Source organism: Massilia aurea, from assembly GCF_014200505.1.
Taxonomy (GTDB): Bacteria; Pseudomonadota; Gammaproteobacteria; order Burkholderiales; family Burkholderiaceae_D; genus Telluria; species Telluria aurea_B.
In genome coordinates, this window is the sequence record NZ_JACHBX010000002.1 from 653,325 (window position 1) to 671,441 (window position 18,117).

Genomic DNA, 18,117 nt, shown 5'->3' on the forward strand with positions numbered 1-18,117 from the left:
TCTGGCCGCACCCGCCTTACGGCAGCGGTGCCGGCGGTTGCTGCATCATGATTTGCTGGTGCTGCATGCGCATGAAACGCGACGAGATGAAAATCTCGCGCAAAAAATACACGAAGCTGCTGATCAGGGCCAGCATCGCCAGCACGAAGCTCGCGGCGATGTACTGGTCGAGCGGGATGCCGGTGGTGTCGCCCGCGAACAGCATCGCGATGACGACGCACACCAGCAGGCCGCAGGCGGTGCTGGAAGCAATCGCGAAGTTGATCAGGTGCGAACGCTGGTACAGCAGTTCGAGCTCGCTGGAAAATTCGGTGTTGGGGCTGACCTTGAGCCGGTCTTCGAGCACACGCGTGCGGTCGATGATGCGGGCCAGCCGGTTGGTCAGCACGGTCAGCTTGGTGGCCACGCCGGTGAGTAAAAAAACGGGTGCGATGGCCAGCTGGATGACGTGGCCGATATCGCTGATCTGGATATTCATGAGAACGCGTTGGTCTTGATGTAGTGTGTCTGGCGTAGTTTAACAGCCGCCGCTCATTCGAAGCGCCGGTGGCGCTTGAACTGTTCGGTGGCCGTGACCAGTGCGCGTGCGATGCCTGTTTCGAGTGCGCCGTGGCCGGCGTCGGGAATCATCTGCAAGGTCGAACGCGGCCAGGCCCGGTGCAGGCGCCAGGCCGACAGCGGCGGGCAGATCACGTCATAGCGGCCCTGCACGATCACGGCCGGCAGATGCGCGATGCGCCCGACGTCGCGCACCAGCTGGTCTTCGTCCAGAAACGCGCCGTTGACCATGTAGTGCGCCTCGAGGCGGCCCACGCCCAGGTCGAGCGTATCGCTCGCGGCTTCTTCGGGCTGCGGCAGCAGAAAGACGCGGCGGCCTTCGAAGCGGCTCCATGCGCGCGCGGCCGGCCAGAACACATCGGGGTCGTGGCACAGCAGGCGGCGCGCGTAGGCGCCCAGCAAATCATCGCGTTCTGCCAAAGGGATCGGCGCGACGAATTCGTCGTACAGCTCCGGATAGAACCAGCGCATGTCGTTGATGAACCAGTCGACTTCGGCGCGCGTGCACAGGAAGATCCCGCGCAGCACGAAGCCCAGGCAGCGCTCGGGATGCGCCTGTCCATAGGCCAGCGCCAGCGTCGAGCCCCACGAGCCGCCGAACACGAGCCACGCCTTGATGCCGAACAGCGCGCGCAGGCGCTCGATGTCGTCGATCAGGAGTTGCGTCGTGTTGTTGCGCCACTCGCCCAGTGGCGTGGATTTGCCGGCGCCGCGCTGGTCGAACAGGATCACGCGGTAGGCCGCGGGATCGAAAAAGCGGCGGTGCTGCGGCGACAGCCCGGCACCGGGGCCGCCGTGCAGAAACAGCACGGGAATGCCATCCGGGTTACCGACTTCTTCCCAGTAGATCGTGTGCAGTTCGTCGACCGCCAGCATCCCGCTGCGAAGCGGCTGGAGCGGCGGGAACAGCGACGGCGGCGTAGCTGGCATTGGGAGCTTTGACGGTCAGTGAATGGGAAAATCGATTGTAACGTACGGGCATGCGATGCAGAAGGAGACGGCACGGTCACGCCGCCTGGCCGAGCACCCAGCCTTCCCAGCGCCCCACCTGCGCGTCAAGCGGCGGGCCTTCGGCGCGGTGGCCGTCGACCACGTCGAGCATGCCGCACAGGCCGATCAGCGCGTCGAACTGGTCTTCGCCGCTGGCGTGCGCGCCAAAGCCGTCGCGGATGGCGGCCTCAAGGCCGGCGGCCTGCGCATGCCCCCGCTGCGCCAGCCAGTCGAGCAATGGGGGCGCAACGGATGCGCGCCCGGCCTGGCTGCGCTTGCTCCACACGGGCCGGCGGCCAATGCCGAGCCGGTGATAGGTGTCGCCCGGGTAGGTCTCGGCCACGATCGTGCGCTCGCCACCGAGCAGGTCGTGCAGCGCGCCGTCGAACGGCCACAGCGCGATGCGCGCGCCCTGCGGTTGCAGCACTTCGCGCCAGCCGGCCAGCGCCGCCTTGCCGACCTGGTTGCCGCCCAGTGTCCAGAACAGGCTGCACGCGGCGGGACGCTGGTCGGTCTTGCGTTCGCAGGCGCGCAGCAGGTCGGCGGCATCGGCTTGGCCCAGGCCCGTCAGCAAATGCTCGCGCCGGCGACCACCGGGCCGGACCGGATAGAACGGCCGGTGGATGCCGATATCGGCGCGGTCATCGCAGACCTCGAACCAGCGGTCCCAGGCACCGCTGCCGACAGTGGCCAGCAGCTCGGCAAAATTCGCCAGCCCCGTCGCCGCGCCATACGCCGCCGGCACGCCAATGGGAAAGTCGACGCCCACGAGCACCGGGCCGGACGCCTTTGAACGCGCCGCCAGCCGATCCAGGAACGTGGCGGTCACGCCGACCGGCTCGGGCAGGCCGATCTGCCAGCCGGCGCCGACGTCAGTGCCAGTGCCAGTGCCATCTTGCAGCGCCACCGCCATCCAGCGCTTGCCGGGGTGGATGCTCCAGTCGCAGTGCGCAATCACGCGCGGTAAGGAGCTTGTCACATGGTCCCCAAAAGAAAAAAGCCGTGTCGCCACGGCTTTATAAAGCTATCAAGCGTGATCAAGACATGTGCTGGCCGCCATTGATCGCGATATTCGCGCCCGTGACGAACGCCGCTTCATCCGACGACAGGTACGCGACCAGGCCGGCGACTTCTTCGGGCTTGCCCAGGCGGCCCATCGGGATTTGCGGGATGATCTTGGTTTCCAGCACTTCGCTCGGGATGTCCATCACCATCTTGGTGCCGATATAGCCTGGCGAAATGGTGTTGACGGTCACGCCCTTGCGCGCGACTTCGAGCGCCAGCGCCTTGGTGAAGCCGTGCATGCCGGCCTTGGCTGCCGAGTAGTTGGTCTGGCCGAACGCACCCTTCTGGCCGTTGACCGACGAGATATTGATGATCCGGCCCCAGCCCCGTTCGACCATGCCGTCGCAGACCGGCTTGGTCATATTGAAGACGGAGTCGAGGTTGGTCCTGATCACGGCGTCCCAGTTGACCTTGTCCATTTTCTTGAACGTCATGTCGCGCGTGATGCCGGCGTTATTGACCAGCACATCGACCGGGCCGACGTCGGCGATCACCTGGCGCACGCATTCCTGGGCCGAATCGTAATCGGCCACGTCGCAGGCATAGGCCTTGAAATCGAAGCCCTGATCGCGCATGGCGCCGAGCCAGCCTTCGACCTTCGTATTACCCGGCGAAAAAGTGGTGACGACCTGGTACCCCAGCGCGGCCAGCTTGATGCACACCGCTTCGCCCAGGCCGCCCATGCCGCCGGTTACTAACGCTACTCTAGCCATTGTCTTCTCCAGTTTTATTGTTGGTTGCTACTCGAAACCGGTGACGGCGCCGGCGCCCGTCCTGGCCGCCATCGCACATCACCGTGTTGGATACTGAAAGCGTCAGTCGCGCTCGATCGCCAGCGCCACGCCCATGCCGCCGCCGATGCAGAGGCTGGCCAGACCCTTCTTGGCGTCACGGCGAATCATTTCGTGCAGCAACGTAACCAGGACGCGCGCACCAGAGGCGCCGATCGGGTGGCCCAGCGCAATGGCGCCGCCGTTGACGTTGATCTTGGATGTGTCCCAGCCCATTTCCTTGTTCACGGCAACGGCCTGGGCGGCGAAGGCTTCGTTGATTTCCATGAGGTCGAGGTCTTCATGGGTCCAGCCGGCCTTTTTGAGGCACAGCTTGGAGGCCGACACCGGGCCCATGCCCATGATCGCCGGATCGAGCCCGGACGACGAGTAGGCCTTGATGCGCGCCAGCGGGGTCAGGCCCAGCTCGCGTGCTTTGGATGCGCTCATCATGATCACGGCGGCGGCGCCGTCGTTCAGGCCCGACGCATTGCCGGCGGTGACGCTGCCTTCTTTATTGAAGGCGGGCCGCAGGCTGGCCAGCGCTTCGATCGTGCTGCCCTGTTTTGGATACTCGTCGGTGTCGAAGACAGTGGTGCCTTTTTTGGAGACGATCTCGATCGGGATGATTTCGTCCTTGAAGCGGCCTTCTTTCTGGGCTGCCTCGGCCTTGAGCTGCGACTGCAGCGCGAATTCATCCTGCTCGGCGCGCGAAATTTCGTACTTGCGGGCGACGTTTTCCGCCGTCACGCCCATGTGATACCCGTTGAACGAATCCCACAGGCCATCATTGATCATGGTGTCGACCAGCTTGGCGTCGCCCATGCGGAAGCCGTCGCGCGAACCGGACAGCACGTGCGGCGAGGCGCTCATGTTTTCTTGCCCGCCGGCGATGACGATGTCGGCGTCGCCGCAGCGGATCGCCTGCGCGGCCAGGTGGGTGGCCTTGAGGCCGCTGCCGCAGACCTTGTTGATCGTGTAGCCGGGGACCATCTCGGGCAGGCCAGCCTTGATGAGAGCCTGGCGCGCCGGATTCTGGCCGACACCGGCGGTGAGCACCTGCCCCATGATGACTTCGCTGACAGCGGCAGGATCGATGCCGGTCTTGTCCAGCAGGTGCTTGATGACTTGTGCGCCGAGTTCGGCGGCGGGGATCTTGGCGAGCGTGCCGCCGAATTTACCAACTGCGGTGCGGCCAGCGGCCACGATGACGACGTCTTCCATTTCATTCTCCGTTCAACCGGCCTGGGGCCGGCATTATTCAGGACTTCCCTGGGACGGGGCGCAGCTTTGTCGGGTGCGGTGCCCATGCGCATGGGAATGGTGAAGCCCCGACCACCCGACTGCCATAAAAAATAGCAGCGGTGATCGGGGGTTGAGGAACCCATGCTGATCTTTAAGCACTGGCAATCTTAGCAGTTTATTCATCGAAAACAAGGTCGCAAGCGCCAGGGTTTGATGTAGAACAGAACTTAATTTCCAACTCGATGCATGTTCAATTGCCATTAGGAATGATGCGTGCGCTTCTGTCCTTTTCTACAATTTTCACAGTAGAATGCACAAGCGCAATGCCAACCACTCTGTTTTATGCCCAAGACCACGCTTCCCATCGAGATCAAGATTTCCACGGTCGTCGCCATTTCGACGATCCTGCACTCGGCAGACCTCGAGGCGATCGATTCCGCACTGGCCTCGATGACGGGCGGCGTGTCGGACTTTTTCGAGGATGAGTTTGCGGTGATCGACGTGAGCGCCTTCACCTCGAGCGCCTGGACGATCGACTGGGCCGCCATCGTGGCGCTGCTCAAGAAATACCGCCTCAACGCTGTGGCCGTACGCGGCGCCAGCCCGTTGATGATCGACGCGATCCGGGCCCAGGGCCTGGCGCTGGACGATGGCTCGGGCGGCGTGCACGCCGGCGGCCACGCCACGCCGCCCCCGCTCGTCGTGCACGCGGCAGCCGCGCCTGCACCCGAGCCAGCCCCGGCGCCAGCCGCACCTGCGCCTGCACCAGAACCGACCCCGGCCGCCAGCCAGCCGGGCGCGCCCGCCCTGGCGCCGCTGGTGATCGACACCCCGGTGCGCGCCGGCCAGCGCATCTATGCACGCGGTACCGACCTGATCGTGACCGCCGTGGTCAACAACGGCGCCGAACTGATCGCCGATGGCAGCATCCATGTGTACGCGCCGCTCAATGGCCGCGCGCTGGCCGGCGCCTCGGGCAATGCCGACGCGCGGATCTTCGCGCTGTCGATGCAGCCCGAACTGGTCTCGATCGCCGGCGTCTACCGCACGTTCGACGAAGGCTTCCCGACCGACCTGGCGCGTCAGCCGACGCAGATCCGGCTCGTCGGCGACCGGATCGATATCCAGTCGCTCGCGGCGCCGTCGCGCGCCTGACCGTTCGAATTGAACAGATACTGTAAAGGACTTATTTGTGGCACGAATTATTGTTGTGACGTCCGGCAAGGGCGGTGTTGGCAAGACGACCTCGAGCGCCAGCTTCGCTTCCGGGCTGGCCATGCGTGGCCACAAGACCGCCGTCATCGACTTCGACGTCGGCCTGCGCAACCTCGACCTGATCATGGGTTGCGAGCGCCGTGTGGTGTATGACCTGATCAACGTCGTCAATGGCGAAGCGACCCTGAACCAGGCGCTGATCAAGGACAAGCACTGCGACAACCTGTTCATCCTGCCGGCCTCGCAGACGCGCGACAAGGACGCCCTGTCCGAAGAAGGCGTCGAGCGCGTGATCAACGACCTCGTCAAGATGGAATTCGAATTCATCATCTGCGATTCGCCGGCCGGCATCGAGCACGGCGCGCTGATGGCGCTGACCTTCGCCGACGAAGCCATCGTCGTGACGAACCCCGAAGTCTCGTCGGTGCGCGACTCGGACCGCATCCTGGGCATCCTGCAGGCCAAATCGCGCCGTGCCCAGAGCGGCTCGGAGCCGGTCAAGGAACACCTGCTCATCACCCGCTATTCGCCAAAGCGCGTCGACGCCGACGAAATGCTGTCGTACCAGGACGTCCAGGAAATCCTGCGCATCCCGCTGATCGGCATCATCCCTGAATCCGAATCCGTGCTGCACGCATCGAACCAGGGCAACCCGGCGATTCACTTCAAGGGAACCGACGTGGCCGAAGCCTATGAAGACGTGGTCGCGCGCTTCCTGGGCGAAGAACGCCCGCTGCGCTTTACCAGCTACGAAAAGCCAGGGTTGTTCCAGCGTATCTTCGGAGCCAAGTGAGATGGCACTGCTATCCTTTCTCTTCCCCGAAAAAAAGAAGAGCGCGACAGCTGCCAAGGAACGCCTGCAGATCATCATCGCGCGCGAACGCACCAACCGTGCCGGTCCGGACTTCCTGCCGGCCCTGCACCAGGAGCTGATCGCGGTGATCTCGAAGTACGTCAAGGTCAATCCGGACGACATCAAGGTGTCGCTCGACCGCCAGGGCAACCTGGAAGTGTTGGATGTGAACGTGGTGCTGCCGGATAATTGAACGTGCGCACCCGTGACCGACAAAGCCCGCTTCGCGCGGGCTTTGTTTTGGGCGCTCATCTTTCGTGGTGAGGACAGGTTCGTTGAACGCGTGGGCGGCATAGCCGCCCACCCTACGAGCAGACGATTGTTCCAGGGCCGTAGGGTGGAAGGGTTCCCCTTCCACGCGCTCAACGAACCCAAATGCGCCACAGCAGTAGGGTGGACGGGTTTCCCGTCCACGCGTTCAACGAACGCCAATGCGCCACAAAATCGTTAACTCGAACGCCCGGCCAGCATCACATCACCAGCAGCGGCGCCTTCGCCGTGCCACTCGTCGCGCCCACGGCATCGTCATCCTCGGCCACGTTGTGGTCGATTCCGGCGTTTTCGAGCTCGCGTGCTACGGCCACGCACGCTTCCACGTGCTGCGTACCCATGCGCTTGAACAGCGTGTAGCCGATGGCGGCCGACGCAATCTGGCCGGCGATCGGCACCATCTTCGCGCTCGACTTGACGGCCATCCGGCCCGCCACGCGCTGGAACAGGCGCAGCACCACGCCACGCGTGACCAGCTTGCCGACCAACATGCCACCGACCGACGCCGCAGCCTTATAGGCAATGATGCGCAGGCGCGGGTTCAGGCGCTCGATCTGCTTCTGCGTCAGGCCAAACTCGGCGTTGACTTCATCGACCAGGGACGCAAAACCGGTAATATCGGCCAAAAGATCCAGGCCGGGAATTGGCACGGCCGCCACCGCCGCCGACATCGCGGCGCGCTTCTTGACCAATGCCAGGCAACGCAGGCGCGTGGCCTCGACTTCCGGGCCACTGACGGGCACGCGGTCTTCAGGAACAGTCACATCTTTGCGTCGAAACAACATAATCTCACCCTTTTCGTTATTCAGATTTCATCTGAAATCCAGTGTACCCCCATGACATGACGCTGTACGTGGTCCCTTTAACACAACAGTTGCAACAAGAAGCGAAAAAACGATATTTACCTTTAGCACTATTTTGTCAAAGTCTGATATATTCGTTTTTAACTTTGTAGGAGTCTTCCTACAGTGCAAACTTTCACATTGTCCCATCATGAAGATCGCTGTTCTGGAGCAAGACCGCCCGCAAGCCGACCTGATTTGCCAGGTCCTCAGTGCTGCCGGCCACAACTGCCAATCGTTTGACAGCGCCCGCGATCTGCTCGCGCAACTGCGCAAGGATAGCGCCGATATGCTCGTGATGGACTGGAACGTTCCAGATATGGATGGCGCTGAAGTACTGCGCCGCGCCAAGGAAAAGCTGGCGTCGCAGGCGCCGACGATGTTCTTGGTCGGCAACAACGCAGAAGACGACATCATTGCCGGCGTCAACGCCGGCGCCGACGATTACCTGATCAAGCCGCTGCGCCGCGGCGAACTGGTCTCGCGCGTCTCGGCCCTGCTGCGCCGCGCCTACCCGTCGCAAAACAGCGCCGAGCAGCTGCAGTTCGGCCCGTACACCTTCGAAACGCGCCCGGGCCGCCTGCTCAAGGATGGCTCCGTCATCGACGTGACGCAGAAGGAATTTTCGCTGGCGCTGCTGTTCTTCCGTAACATCGGCCGGCCGCTGTCGCGTGCCTACATCCACGAGTCGGTCTGGGTCCGCGAGAATGACGTGCCGTCGCGCACGATGGACACGCACGTGTCACGGGTGCGCAATAAATTGCATCTGCGCCCTGAGAATGGCTTTCGGCTGGTGCCCGTCTACAGCTATGGTTACCGCCTGGAAAAACTGGGCGCCTGACCCGGCTTCTGAAGCCGTTCCCCCATGAGGGTATAATGACCGCAGTCATTCACCCTCTACCCTCCCCAGAATGCAACTCCTCGCCGTTGGCTTGAACCACACGACCGCACCGGTCTCGCTGCGCGAGCAGCTGGCGCTCGCCCCCGATCAGATCGGCACGGCGGTGCAGTCGGCGCGCGGCTGGTTCGCGCGCAATGGTTCTACGGGCAATGAAGAAGCGGCGATCCTGTCGACCTGCAACCGCAGCGAACTGTATGCGGCCACCAGCCTGCCCGACCCGCTCGACGCGTCGGCGCAGTTTCTGGCCCATTACCACGCGCTGAACTACGCCGAGCTGCGCCCCCACCTGTACCTGCTGCCGCAGGACGACGCCGTGCGCCACGCGTTTCGCGTCGCCTCGGGGCTCGATTCGATGGTGCTGGGCGAGCCGCAGATCCTGGGCCAGATGAAGGACGCCGTGCGCACCGCCGACGAAGCCGGCGGCCTGGGCACGTATCTGCACCAGATGTTCCAGCGCACCTTCGCCGTGGCCAAGGAAGTGCGTTCGAGTACCGAGATCGGCGCGCACAGCGTGTCGATGGCCGCCGCCGCCGTGCGCCTGGCGCACCGCATCTTCGACCGCATCGCCGACCAGCACGTGCTGTTCATCGGCGCCGGCGAAATGATCGAACTGTGCGCGGCGCACTTCTCGGCGCAGAACCCGAAATCGGTCACCATCGCCAACCGCAGCATGGAGCGCGGCGCGCTGCTCGCCAGCCGCTACAACGGCCGCGCGATCGGCCTGGCTGAGCTGCCCGACTGCCTGCACCAGTTTGACATCGTGATCTCGTGCACTGCCTCGACGCTGCCGCTAATCGGCCTGGGCATGGTCGAGCGGGCCGTCAAGGCGCGCCGCCATCGCCCGATGTTCATGGTCGACCTGGCCGTGCCGCGCGATATCGAACCCGAAGTCGCGCGTCTGGACGACGTGTTCCTGTACACGGTCGACGACCTGGCCCAGGTAGTGCAGACCGGCATGGAAAGCCGCCAGGCCGCCGTGCGCCAGGCCGAAGCCATCATCGAAACGCGCGTCGAATCGTTCATGCACTGGGTGGGCGACCGCGCCGTGGTGCCGGTGATCCGTGACCTGCACGAATCGAGCGAGGTGCTGCGCCTGGCCGAACTCGAACGCGCGCGGCGCATGCTGGCGCGCGGCGACGATGCCGATGCCGTGCTCGAAGCCTTGTCCCGGGGCCTGACCGCCAAGTTCCTGCACGGCCCGCAACAGGCCCTGCACCATGCCCAGGGCGACGAACGCGCGCGCCTGGCCAGCCTGCTGCCGCAGCTGTTCCGCGGTCGCCGTTAGCGCTCCAGTTCTCTGGCGGCCTGCCCGCCCGCGCCGTGCCTGGCGTCTCCTGCTGCAACCCGGTCGCAATCCGCGGCCTGCCCGATTCCTTACATCCCTGATACCGCCCATGAAACCTTCCATGCTTTCCAAGCTGGACCAACTTGCCAACCGCCTGGTCGAGCTGGACGAACTGTTGATGACCGAAGGCGTCACCGCCAATATGGACAACTACCGCAAGATGACGCGCGAGCACGCCGAGCTCTCGCCACTGGTGGCCGTGTATCGCCAGTACGAAAGCGCGCTGGCCAATACCGCCGAAGCGCAGGAAATGCTGCAGGACCCGGAAATGAAGGAATTCGCGCAGGAAGAAATCGAAGCGGCCAAGGTGCGCATGGCCGATCTGGAGCAGGAACTGCAAAAGATGCTGCTGCCGAAGGATGCCAACGACGAGCGCAATATCTTCCTCGAGATCCGCGCCGGCACGGGTGGTGACGAATCGGCGCTGTTCGCGGGCGACCTGCTGCGCATGTACACGCGCTTTGCAGAGCGCAATCGTTGGCAGGTCGAGATGGTGTCCGAATCGACCTCGGACCTGGGCGGCTACCGCGAGGTGATCGTGCGCATCGTCGGCAACGGCGCCTACTCCAAGCTGAAGTTCGAGTCGGGCGGCCACCGCGTGCAGCGCGTGCCGGCCACCGAGACGCAGGGCCGCATCCACACGTCGGCCTGCACGGTGGCGGTGATGCCCGAGGCCGATGAAGTCGAAGACATCGACATCAACCCGGCCGACCTGCGCATCGACACCTACCGCGCCTCGGGCGCCGGCGGACAGCACATCAACAAGACCGATTCGGCCGTGCGCATCACCCACCTGCCGACCGGTTTGGTGGTCGAATGCCAGGACGACCGCAGCCAGCACAAGAACAAGGCGCAGGCCATGAAGGTGCTGGCCGCGCGCCTGAAGGACGCCCAGCTGCGCGAGCAGCAATCGAAGGAAGCGGCCACGCGCAAGAGCCTGATCGGTTCGGGCGACCGCAGCGAACGCATCCGCACCTATAACTTCCCGCAGGGCCGGCTGACCGACCACCGCATCAACCTGACGCTGTACAAGCTCGACTTCATCATGGATGGCGACCTGAGCGACCTGACCAATGCACTGGCGTCGGAGCACCAAGCCGAGCAACTGGCGGCGCTGGGGGACTAAGGACGGGCTAAGTTGCCTGATTGAAAATGGCTGGAGGCCGGCCATAAGGTTTGTGAGAAAATGGCCGCTACCGTGCCCACGCCATTTCAATGTCAGCCCCGGCACGTCGTTCCCGCGAAGGCGGGAACCCAAGTCGGTTGAGCCGCCACTGGGAACAAACGCAGTGGCCAGGCACGCATACTTGGGTTCCCGCCTGCGCGGGAACGACGTTCATCGGCTGACAGAATAATGGCGGCAACCGTGCTCCCACGCCGAGAAAACCATCCATCATGCAACCTACCAACCGCCAGGCCCTGTTCATCATCTCCTTCATCAGTTTTGCGCTGGTCGGCTTTGCCCTCTATTTGCAACACAGCCTGGAAATGCGGCCTTGCCCGCTGTGCGTGATCCAGCGATATTTCTTCCTGGGCATCGGCCTGGCCGCCCTCGTCGGCGCTTTTAGCGGCAAGATCAGCGGGAGCGTCGTGGTCGCGCTGGTGGCTGCCGTCGGTGGCCTGATCACGGTCGGCAAGCACCTGTATGTGATCGCCAACCCCGGTTTCTCGTGCGGCATCGATCCGATGGAAACCATGCTCAACAAGATTCCGACGGCCGAATACCTGCCGTGGCTGTTCCGCGCCGACGGTCTGTGCGAAGGCGCGACCGACAAGGTGCTGGGGCTGGCGATCCCGCAATGGTCGGCCGTCTGGTTCGTGATCCTCACCGTGCTGCTGGGCTGGGTGCTGATGCGCCAGCTGCGCCGCGCCAACGCATGATTCAGGCCGGCGTCACCCTGGCCCAGGCGCGCCTGGCGCTGCCGCTCGATGCGCTGGAAAACCGCATCCTGCTGTGCCATGCATTGCGCCTGCCGCGCGTGGCGCTGATCACGCAATCCGAGCGCGAGCTGACCCTTGAAGAAGCAGTGCGGCTCAATGGCCTCGTCGAGCGCCGCCTGGCTGGCGAACCAATCGCCTACATTGTCGGTGAACGCGAATTCTTCGGGTTGCCGTTCAAAGTCACGCCGGCCGTGCTGATTCCGCGGCCCGACACCGAATTGCTGGTCGAACTCGCCCTCGAGCGCCTGGCGCCGCAGCAGCGCCTGCTCGACATGGGCACCGGCAGCGGCGCCATTGCCGTCGCGGCCGCCCACACCCGGCCCGACCTGGCCGTCACCGCCCTTGACGTCAGCGACGACGCCCTGGCCATTGCACGCACGAACGCCGCCGCCAACGGCGCGCGCGTGCACTTCGTGCGCAGCGACTGGTTTGCCGGGTTGGGCGACGACCGTTTCGACCTGATCGCCTCGAATCCCCCGTACATCGTGGCCGGCGACGCGCACCTGAGCGAAGGCGATCTGCGCTTCGAACCGGTGGATGCGCTGACCGACCACGCTGATGGCCTGTCCGACCTGCGCACGATCGTCGATGGCGCCGGCGCGCATCTGGCCACCGGCGGCTGGCTGCTGCTCGAACACGGCTACGATCAGGCCGGCGCCGTGCGCGCACTGCTGACGGCGCGCGGCTACAGCGACGTGCAAAGCTGGCGCGACCTGGCCGGCATCGAGCGCGTCAGTGGTGGCCGGCGCGACGCGTAAGGCGCGCCCGCCCGTGGATGGACTTGTTAAAATGACCAGTCCCGTCAACGGAGAGCGCATGCGCATCCTGTTTGCCTCACTTGCTTTGCTGGTGCCGCCGGTCTGCGCCGCCGCGGCCGCGCCTGCTGTTCCTCCCTTCGCTGTTCCCGTCGCCATGCAGGCAGTCACCCCGACCGAGACACCGGCAACGCAGGCGGCCCAGTTGTTCGAGCGCGACTGGCAGTGGCAACTGCGCCGCGCGCCCGAACGCGCCACGGCCCTGGGCGAGCACCGCTACAACGCTTATCTCACCGACACCTCGCTGGCTGCGCGCGCGCAGGCGATCGAGCACGAGCGCGCCATGCTGGCCGCGGCGCGCGCGATCGATCGCAGCGCACTGTCGGGCCAGGACGGGCTGTCGCTCGACCTGTTCAGCGCCGACAAGCAGCGCGCGCTGGCCAGCGCTGCCTTGATGCCGTTCGATCCGCAACCGCTCACCGCCTACGACGGCCTGCACGTGCAACTGCCGCGCCTTGTGGCGCAGATGCCGTTCACGAGTGACGCCGACTACCAAACGTATCTGGCGCGCCTGCAAGCGCTGCCGGCCCACGTCGATGGCCTGATCGAGCAGCTGCGCGCCGGTCGCCAGGCCGGCTGGACCACGCCAAAGGCGGCGCTGGCGCCGGTGCCGGACGCCTTGCGCGCACTGCGCGAAGGCTTGCAGGATGGCCCGCTGGGCGCGCCGTTCAAGCGCATCCCCGCATCGATCGCCCCCGAGAGCCGCGACGCGTTGCGCGCCGCTGGCGCGGCCGCGCTGGCCAATACAGTGGCGCCCAGCCTGCGCACGCTCGAAACATTCCTGCGCGAGGATTATCTGCCGGGCGCGCGCGCGACGATCGGCGCGAGCCAGCAAGCGGGTGGCGCCGATTGGTACGCCCAGCTGGTACGCACCAGCACCAGTACGGCGCTCACGCCGGCCCAGGTGCATGCGCTGGGCCGGCAGGAAGTCGCGCGCCTGCGCGCCGCGATCGAGGCCGTGATCCCGCGCACCGGTTTTCGCGGCGGCTTTGCGGAATTCATCGTGTTCGCGCGGGGCGACCGGCGCCTGTACTTCACCGATCCGAACGCCCTGCTCGACCGCTACCGGCGCACGCTGGCGCTGACCCAGGCACGCCTGGGCCGTGTGGTCAGCAGCGTGCCCGCGGCCGGCATCGTCGTCAAACCGATGGGCGCAAACAGCAGCGGCCAGCCGGCTGCCTATTACGAGGCCGGCAGCGCACAGCGCAGCGCAGCACTGGTGGTCGACAACGTGCGACTCGATGCGCGGCCGATGTGGCAGGTCGACACCATCGCACTGCACGAAGCGGTGCCTGGCCACCATCTGCAGGTGGCGCGCGCGCAGGAACTGGCGCTGCCGGCGTTTCGCCGTTACGGCTGGTACGACGCGTTCGGCGAAGGCTGGGCCACCTACGCTGAAGGCCTGGGCCCGGAGCTGGGCCTGTTCAAGGACCCGTTCTCGCTGTTCGGGCACCTGAACGAAGAGATGTTCCGCGCTGCGCGCCTGGTGGTCGATACCGGCATCCACACGCTGGGCTGGTCGCGCCAGCAGGCGATCGATTACCTGACCGCGAACACGGCCAATCCGCCGGCGGACAACGAGGCCGAGGTCGATCGCTATATTGCCCGTCCGGCGCAGGCACTGAGCTACAAGATCGGCCAGCTGCGCATCCTGGCGCTGCGCAACAAGGCGCGCGCGGCGCTGGGCGCCAGGTTCGACGCGCGGCGTTTCCATGATGCGGTGCTGGGCAACGGCGCGCTGCCCCTGAGCGAACTGGAACGCCAGGTCGAGCGCTGGATCGCGGCCCCGGACACGCCAGTCTCGGCGCCCACGTTGGAAACCGCGCCGGACGACGCGTTCAATGCCGAATTCGAATCCGTTGTCCCGGTGCTTGAACCGGTGTTCGAATTCGACTTCACGTTCGACGGCGAAGTCGCGCCCGGGCTCGAACCCGGCCCGGCGCCTGATTTCATACCGCCTGCCAGACCCGCACCACCGCCCGCCGCGCCGTCGTACCGGGCGCCGCCCTGGCGCGAATGATGAGCGCCCGAACGTGGAGTCCGATTTTCGGTTAATCTCTGCACCAGCCGAAACAGGCAGTATAAGAAAGGAAACACCGTGTCGAACCAATTCAACCGCCGTCTGGCCCTGCTGGGCGACGACGAACACCGCGCCTTGCTGGGCCAGGGCCTGCGCGGCATCGAGCGCGAAACGCTGCGCGTGGATGCTGCCGGCCAGCTCGCGCGCACCCCGCATCCGCCTGCCCTCGGTTCGGCACTGACGCACCCCAGCATCACCACCGACTACGCCGAAGCACTGATGGAATTCATCACCCCGGTCGAGCACGATATCTCGCTGGCGCTGCACCGCCTCGATGCGATCCACCGCCATGCGTACACCAAGCTGGGCGACGACATGCTGTGGGGCGTGTCGATGCCGGGCGAACTGCCGCCCGAAGAAGAGATCGAGATTGCCTACTACGGCACCTCGAATATCGGCCAACTGAAGCACGTGTACCGGCGCGGCCTGGCGCTGCGCTATGGCAAGGCGATGCAGTGCATCGCAGGCATTCACTACAACTACTCGCTGCCGGAAAAGCTGTGGCAGTTGTTTGCCCAAGACGAAGGCATCGTCGAAGAACGCCGTCATGCGCTGCGCGATTTCCAGTCCGAGAGCTATATCGCGATGGTGCGCAACTTCCGCCGCTATTCGTGGCTGCTGATGTACCTGTTCGGCGCCACGCCGGCCTTGACCACGAGCTTCCTGCGCGGCCGTCCGCACGCGCTCGAGACGCTGTCCGATGACACGCTGTACCTGCCGTACGCGACCAGCCTGCGCATGAGCGACCTCGGTTACCAGAACGATGCGCAGTCGGGCCTGCGTCCGCACGAAAACAGCCTGGAAAGCTACGTCACCAGCCTGATGGATGCGGTCAATCGCCCATATCCGCCGTATCAGGAACTGGGCACCAAGAAAGATGGCGAGTGGATCCAGCTGTCGACCAACGTGCTGCAGATCGAGAACGAGTACTACTCGACGATTCGCCCGAAGCGCGTGATCCGCACCGGCGAGCGTCCGGTGCAGGCCCTGTGCAACCGCGGCGTGCAGTACATCGAGGTGCGCTGCATGGACGTCGATCCGTACGAGCCGGTCGGCATCTCGCTCGAGACGGGCCGCTTCCTGGACGCGTTCCTGCTGTTCTGCGCCCTCGAGGAAAGCCCCCTGATCAGCGACCATGACAGCGCCATGCACGCCCGCAATTTCGCGCGCACGGTCAAGGAAGGCCGCCGGCCCGGCCTGACGCTCACGCGCGACGGCCTGGAAGTGCCGCTGGCGACCTGGGCGCTCGAGTTGATCGAGCGCATCCGGCCCGTGGCGGCATTGCTGGACGACGGGCACAACGAGGGCGACGTGCACACTGCCTCACTGAGCCGTCAGAAAGCCAAGATCGAAGATCCTGCGCAGACGCCATCGGCACGCGTGCTCGAAGAAATCCGCGCGCTCGGCTCGGCCACGGCATTCGGCGTGCAGCAAAGCACGCTGCACGCGGCGTCGTTCCGCGAGAGCCCGTTGATGCCCGCTGAAGAAATGCTGTTCGATGAAATGGCTGCCGTCTCGATCGCCGACCAGATGATCATCGAGCAAACCGATACCGGCAACTTCGACGCCTTCGTCGCGGCGTACAACAGCAGTACACTGTGCGGCAATAACTGAGGCTGCAGCGCCTGCCTCACCTGCTCCGACGCACGAGGACCACTTGCTCACGTTTTATAACGAACACCACGCCCAGCATGATGGCCGCGCCGCAATCGGGCGCGGCGAGCTGGCGCCGTGTTCCGAAAAACCGGAGCGCGTGAGCCTGGTGCTCGCGGAATGCGAGCGGCGCGGCCTGGGCGCCATCGTCACGCCGCACGGCGTGCCCCTGATGACGCTCGAGCGCGTGCACAGCCCGCGCTACCTGCACTTTTTGCGCACGGCCTGGAGCGAGTGGCTCGCGCTCGATCCGGCCAACGCTGGCAAGGATGCCTTGCCGGCCGTGTGGCCGGTGCGCACGCTGCGCAGCGACATCGAACCCGAGAACTTCTGCGCCCGCTTGGGCCTGTACTCGATGGATTGCGGCACGCCGCTCACCGGCGGCACCTGGATCGCAGCCAAAACCGGCGCCGACTGCGCCGTCAATGCCGCCCATGCATTGCAGCGCGGCGAGCGCGGTACCTTTGCGCTGACGCGCCCGCCCGGTCACCACGCCGGCAGCGATTTCTTTGGCGGTTCGTGCTTTCTGAATAACGCGGCGCTGGCGGCCCAGCATCTGCTGGACGACGGGCGCGACCGCGTCGCGATCCTCGACCTTGATTACCACCACGGCAACGGCACCCAGAGCATTTTTTATGGCCGCAGCGACGTGCTGTTCATCTCGATCCACGCCGATCCGCGCGTCGCGTACCCGTTCTACCTGGGCCACGCCGACGAAACCGGCAGCGGCGCAGGTGTCGGCTACACGATGAACCTGCCGCTCGCACCGGGCAGCAGCAGTTCCACCTGGTTCGCAGCGCTCGAAACGGCGTGCGTGAAAATCGCGATGACGCGCCCGCAGGCGCTCGTGGTCTCGCTGGGCGTCGACACCTTCGCCCATGGCAACGACCCGCGCTTCAATCTGCAGGGCGGCGACTTCCTGCGCATCGGCGAGCGCATCGCGCATCTGGGTTTACCGACCGTGTTCATTTTCGAAGGCGGCGCCGTCAGCCCGGAGCTGGGCATCCATACCGTCAACGTGCTCGAAGGCTTCGAGACCGCCGCTGAATAGCACACGCCTGTCCCATTTTTTCATTCACCCGTATCTGCCCATGACCTCCCCCAGCACCATCGACTGGCACTTCTCCCGCTTCGCCGACCTGACACCGTTCGACCTGTATGACGTGCTGGCCGCGCGCCAGAACGTCTTCATCCTGGAGCAGACATGCCTGTACCCGGACATCGACGGTTACGACCTCGAGGCGCACCACCTGCTCGGCTGGCGCGACGTGGACGGCAAGCGCCAGCTGGCCGCCTACCTGCGCGTGCTGGCGCCGGGCGCGAAGTACGACGAGATGTCGCTTGGCCGCGTCGTCACCACGCCGGCCGCGCGTGGCAGCGGCGCCGGCCGCGCGCTGCTCGACCAGGGCATCGCCCATGCCGAAGCGCTGCACCCGGGCCACCGCATCCGCATCGGCGCCCAGCAATACCTGGAGCGCTTCTACGCAAGCTTCGGCTTCCAGACGGTGTCGGCGCCGTACGACGAAGACGGGATCATGCACATCGACATGCTGCGCTAGGCGCTTTTATACGTG

General features: G+C 65.1%; 18 protein-coding genes. 12 read left to right on the forward strand and 6 right to left on the reverse strand.

The genetic code is table 11. The features are described from left to right. Positions 1–16 precede the first annotated feature (16 nt). The 5 genes from HD842_RS12225 to HD842_RS12245 form a co-directional block, all read right to left on the reverse strand. Positions 17–478: a DUF2721 domain-containing protein gene (locus HD842_RS12225; protein WP_183554758.1), complete on the reverse strand. Its 462-nt coding sequence runs from the start codon at positions 476–478 to the stop codon at positions 17–19. A gap of 53 nt (positions 479–531) precedes the next feature. After that, the gene (gene pip / locus HD842_RS12230; protein WP_183554760.1) at positions 532–1,488 is read right to left on the reverse strand and encodes a prolyl aminopeptidase; all 957 of its coding nucleotides are present in this window, start codon (positions 1,486–1,488) and stop codon (positions 532–534) included. Between the two features lie 76 nt (positions 1,489–1,564). Then, a complete protein-coding gene (locus HD842_RS12235; RefSeq protein WP_221290475.1) occupies positions 1,565–2,527 on the reverse strand; it encodes a DUF429 domain-containing protein in 963 nt (320 codons plus the stop codon). Positions 2,528–2,585: 58 nt separating this feature from the next. Then, on the reverse strand, positions 2,586–3,326 hold the full coding sequence (gene phbB / locus HD842_RS12240) for an acetoacetyl-CoA reductase (RefSeq protein WP_183554761.1): 741 nt from the start codon (positions 3,324–3,326) through the stop codon (positions 2,586–2,588). A 102-nt stretch (positions 3,327–3,428) separates the two neighbouring features. Then, positions 3,429–4,607, reverse strand: a complete 1,179-nt coding sequence (locus HD842_RS12245) for an acetyl-CoA C-acetyltransferase (RefSeq protein ID WP_183554764.1) — start codon at positions 4,605–4,607, stop codon at positions 3,429–3,431. Positions 4,608–4,970: 363 nt separating this feature from the next. Between HD842_RS12245 and minC the strand changes: the two genes are divergently transcribed. From minC to minE, 3 genes are read left to right on the forward strand one after another with little or no spacing between them, the layout of a single operon-like run. Further along, the gene (minC, locus tag HD842_RS12250) at positions 4,971–5,783 is read left to right on the forward strand and encodes a septum site-determining protein MinC (protein WP_183554765.1); all 813 of its coding nucleotides are present in this window, start codon (positions 4,971–4,973) and stop codon (positions 5,781–5,783) included. 37 nt (positions 5,784–5,820) lie between these two features. After that, positions 5,821–6,636 carry a septum site-determining protein MinD gene (minD, locus tag HD842_RS12255; protein ID WP_183554767.1) on the forward strand — a complete coding sequence of 272 codons (816 nt, stop codon included), beginning with the start codon at positions 5,821–5,823 and terminating at the stop codon, positions 6,634–6,636. 1 nt (position 6,637) lies between these two features. After that, a complete protein-coding gene (minE, locus tag HD842_RS12260; RefSeq protein ID WP_183554769.1) occupies positions 6,638–6,889 on the forward strand; it encodes a cell division topological specificity factor MinE in 252 nt (83 codons plus the stop codon). 277 nt (positions 6,890–7,166) lie between these two features. Here the strand turns inward: minE and HD842_RS12265 are convergent, their stop codons facing one another. After that, positions 7,167–7,751 carry a hypothetical protein gene (locus HD842_RS12265; RefSeq protein WP_183554771.1) on the reverse strand — a complete coding sequence of 195 codons (585 nt, stop codon included), beginning with the start codon at positions 7,749–7,751 and terminating at the stop codon, positions 7,167–7,169. A gap of 208 nt (positions 7,752–7,959) precedes the next feature. On the opposite strand from HD842_RS12265, the gene HD842_RS12270 reads away from it, so the two are divergent. The 9 genes from HD842_RS12270 (at position 7,960) to HD842_RS12310 (ending at position 18,102) form a co-directional block, all read left to right on the forward strand. Beyond that, the gene (locus HD842_RS12270) at positions 7,960–8,649 is read left to right on the forward strand and encodes a response regulator transcription factor (protein WP_183554773.1); all 690 of its coding nucleotides are present in this window, start codon (positions 7,960–7,962) and stop codon (positions 8,647–8,649) included. 70 nt (positions 8,650–8,719) lie between these two features. Further along, positions 8,720–9,994, forward strand: a complete 1,275-nt coding sequence (gene hemA / locus HD842_RS12275) for a glutamyl-tRNA reductase (RefSeq protein WP_183554775.1) — start codon at positions 8,720–8,722, stop codon at positions 9,992–9,994. 109 nt (positions 9,995–10,103) lie between these two features. Further along, positions 10,104–11,180: a peptide chain release factor 1 gene (gene prfA, locus HD842_RS12280; protein WP_183554777.1), complete on the forward strand. Its 1,077-nt coding sequence runs from the start codon at positions 10,104–10,106 to the stop codon at positions 11,178–11,180. 269 nt (positions 11,181–11,449) lie between these two features. Then, positions 11,450–11,935: a disulfide bond formation protein B gene (locus HD842_RS12285; protein ID WP_183554779.1), complete on the forward strand. Its 486-nt coding sequence runs from the start codon at positions 11,450–11,452 to the stop codon at positions 11,933–11,935. Next, the gene (gene prmC / locus HD842_RS12290) at positions 11,932–12,753 is read left to right on the forward strand and encodes a peptide chain release factor N(5)-glutamine methyltransferase (protein ID WP_183554781.1); all 822 of its coding nucleotides are present in this window, start codon (positions 11,932–11,934) and stop codon (positions 12,751–12,753) included. The genes HD842_RS12285 and prmC overlap by 4 nt, the downstream gene beginning before the upstream one ends. A gap of 31 nt (positions 12,754–12,784) precedes the next feature. Then, positions 12,785–14,830: a DUF885 domain-containing protein gene (locus HD842_RS12295; RefSeq protein ID WP_229424735.1), complete on the forward strand. Its 2,046-nt coding sequence runs from the start codon at positions 12,785–12,787 to the stop codon at positions 14,828–14,830. A gap of 78 nt (positions 14,831–14,908) precedes the next feature. Next, positions 14,909–16,504, forward strand: coding sequence for a glutamate--cysteine ligase (gshA, locus tag HD842_RS12300; protein WP_183554783.1), 1,596 nt, complete (start codon positions 14,909–14,911; stop codon positions 16,502–16,504). A gap of 43 nt (positions 16,505–16,547) precedes the next feature. Then, positions 16,548–17,594: a histone deacetylase family protein gene (locus HD842_RS12305; protein WP_183554785.1), complete on the forward strand. Its 1,047-nt coding sequence runs from the start codon at positions 16,548–16,550 to the stop codon at positions 17,592–17,594. Positions 17,595–17,634: 40 nt separating this feature from the next. Further along, positions 17,635–18,102, forward strand: coding sequence for a GNAT family N-acetyltransferase (locus HD842_RS12310; RefSeq protein WP_183554787.1), 468 nt, complete (start codon positions 17,635–17,637; stop codon positions 18,100–18,102). Positions 18,103–18,117: the final 15 nt, after the last annotated feature.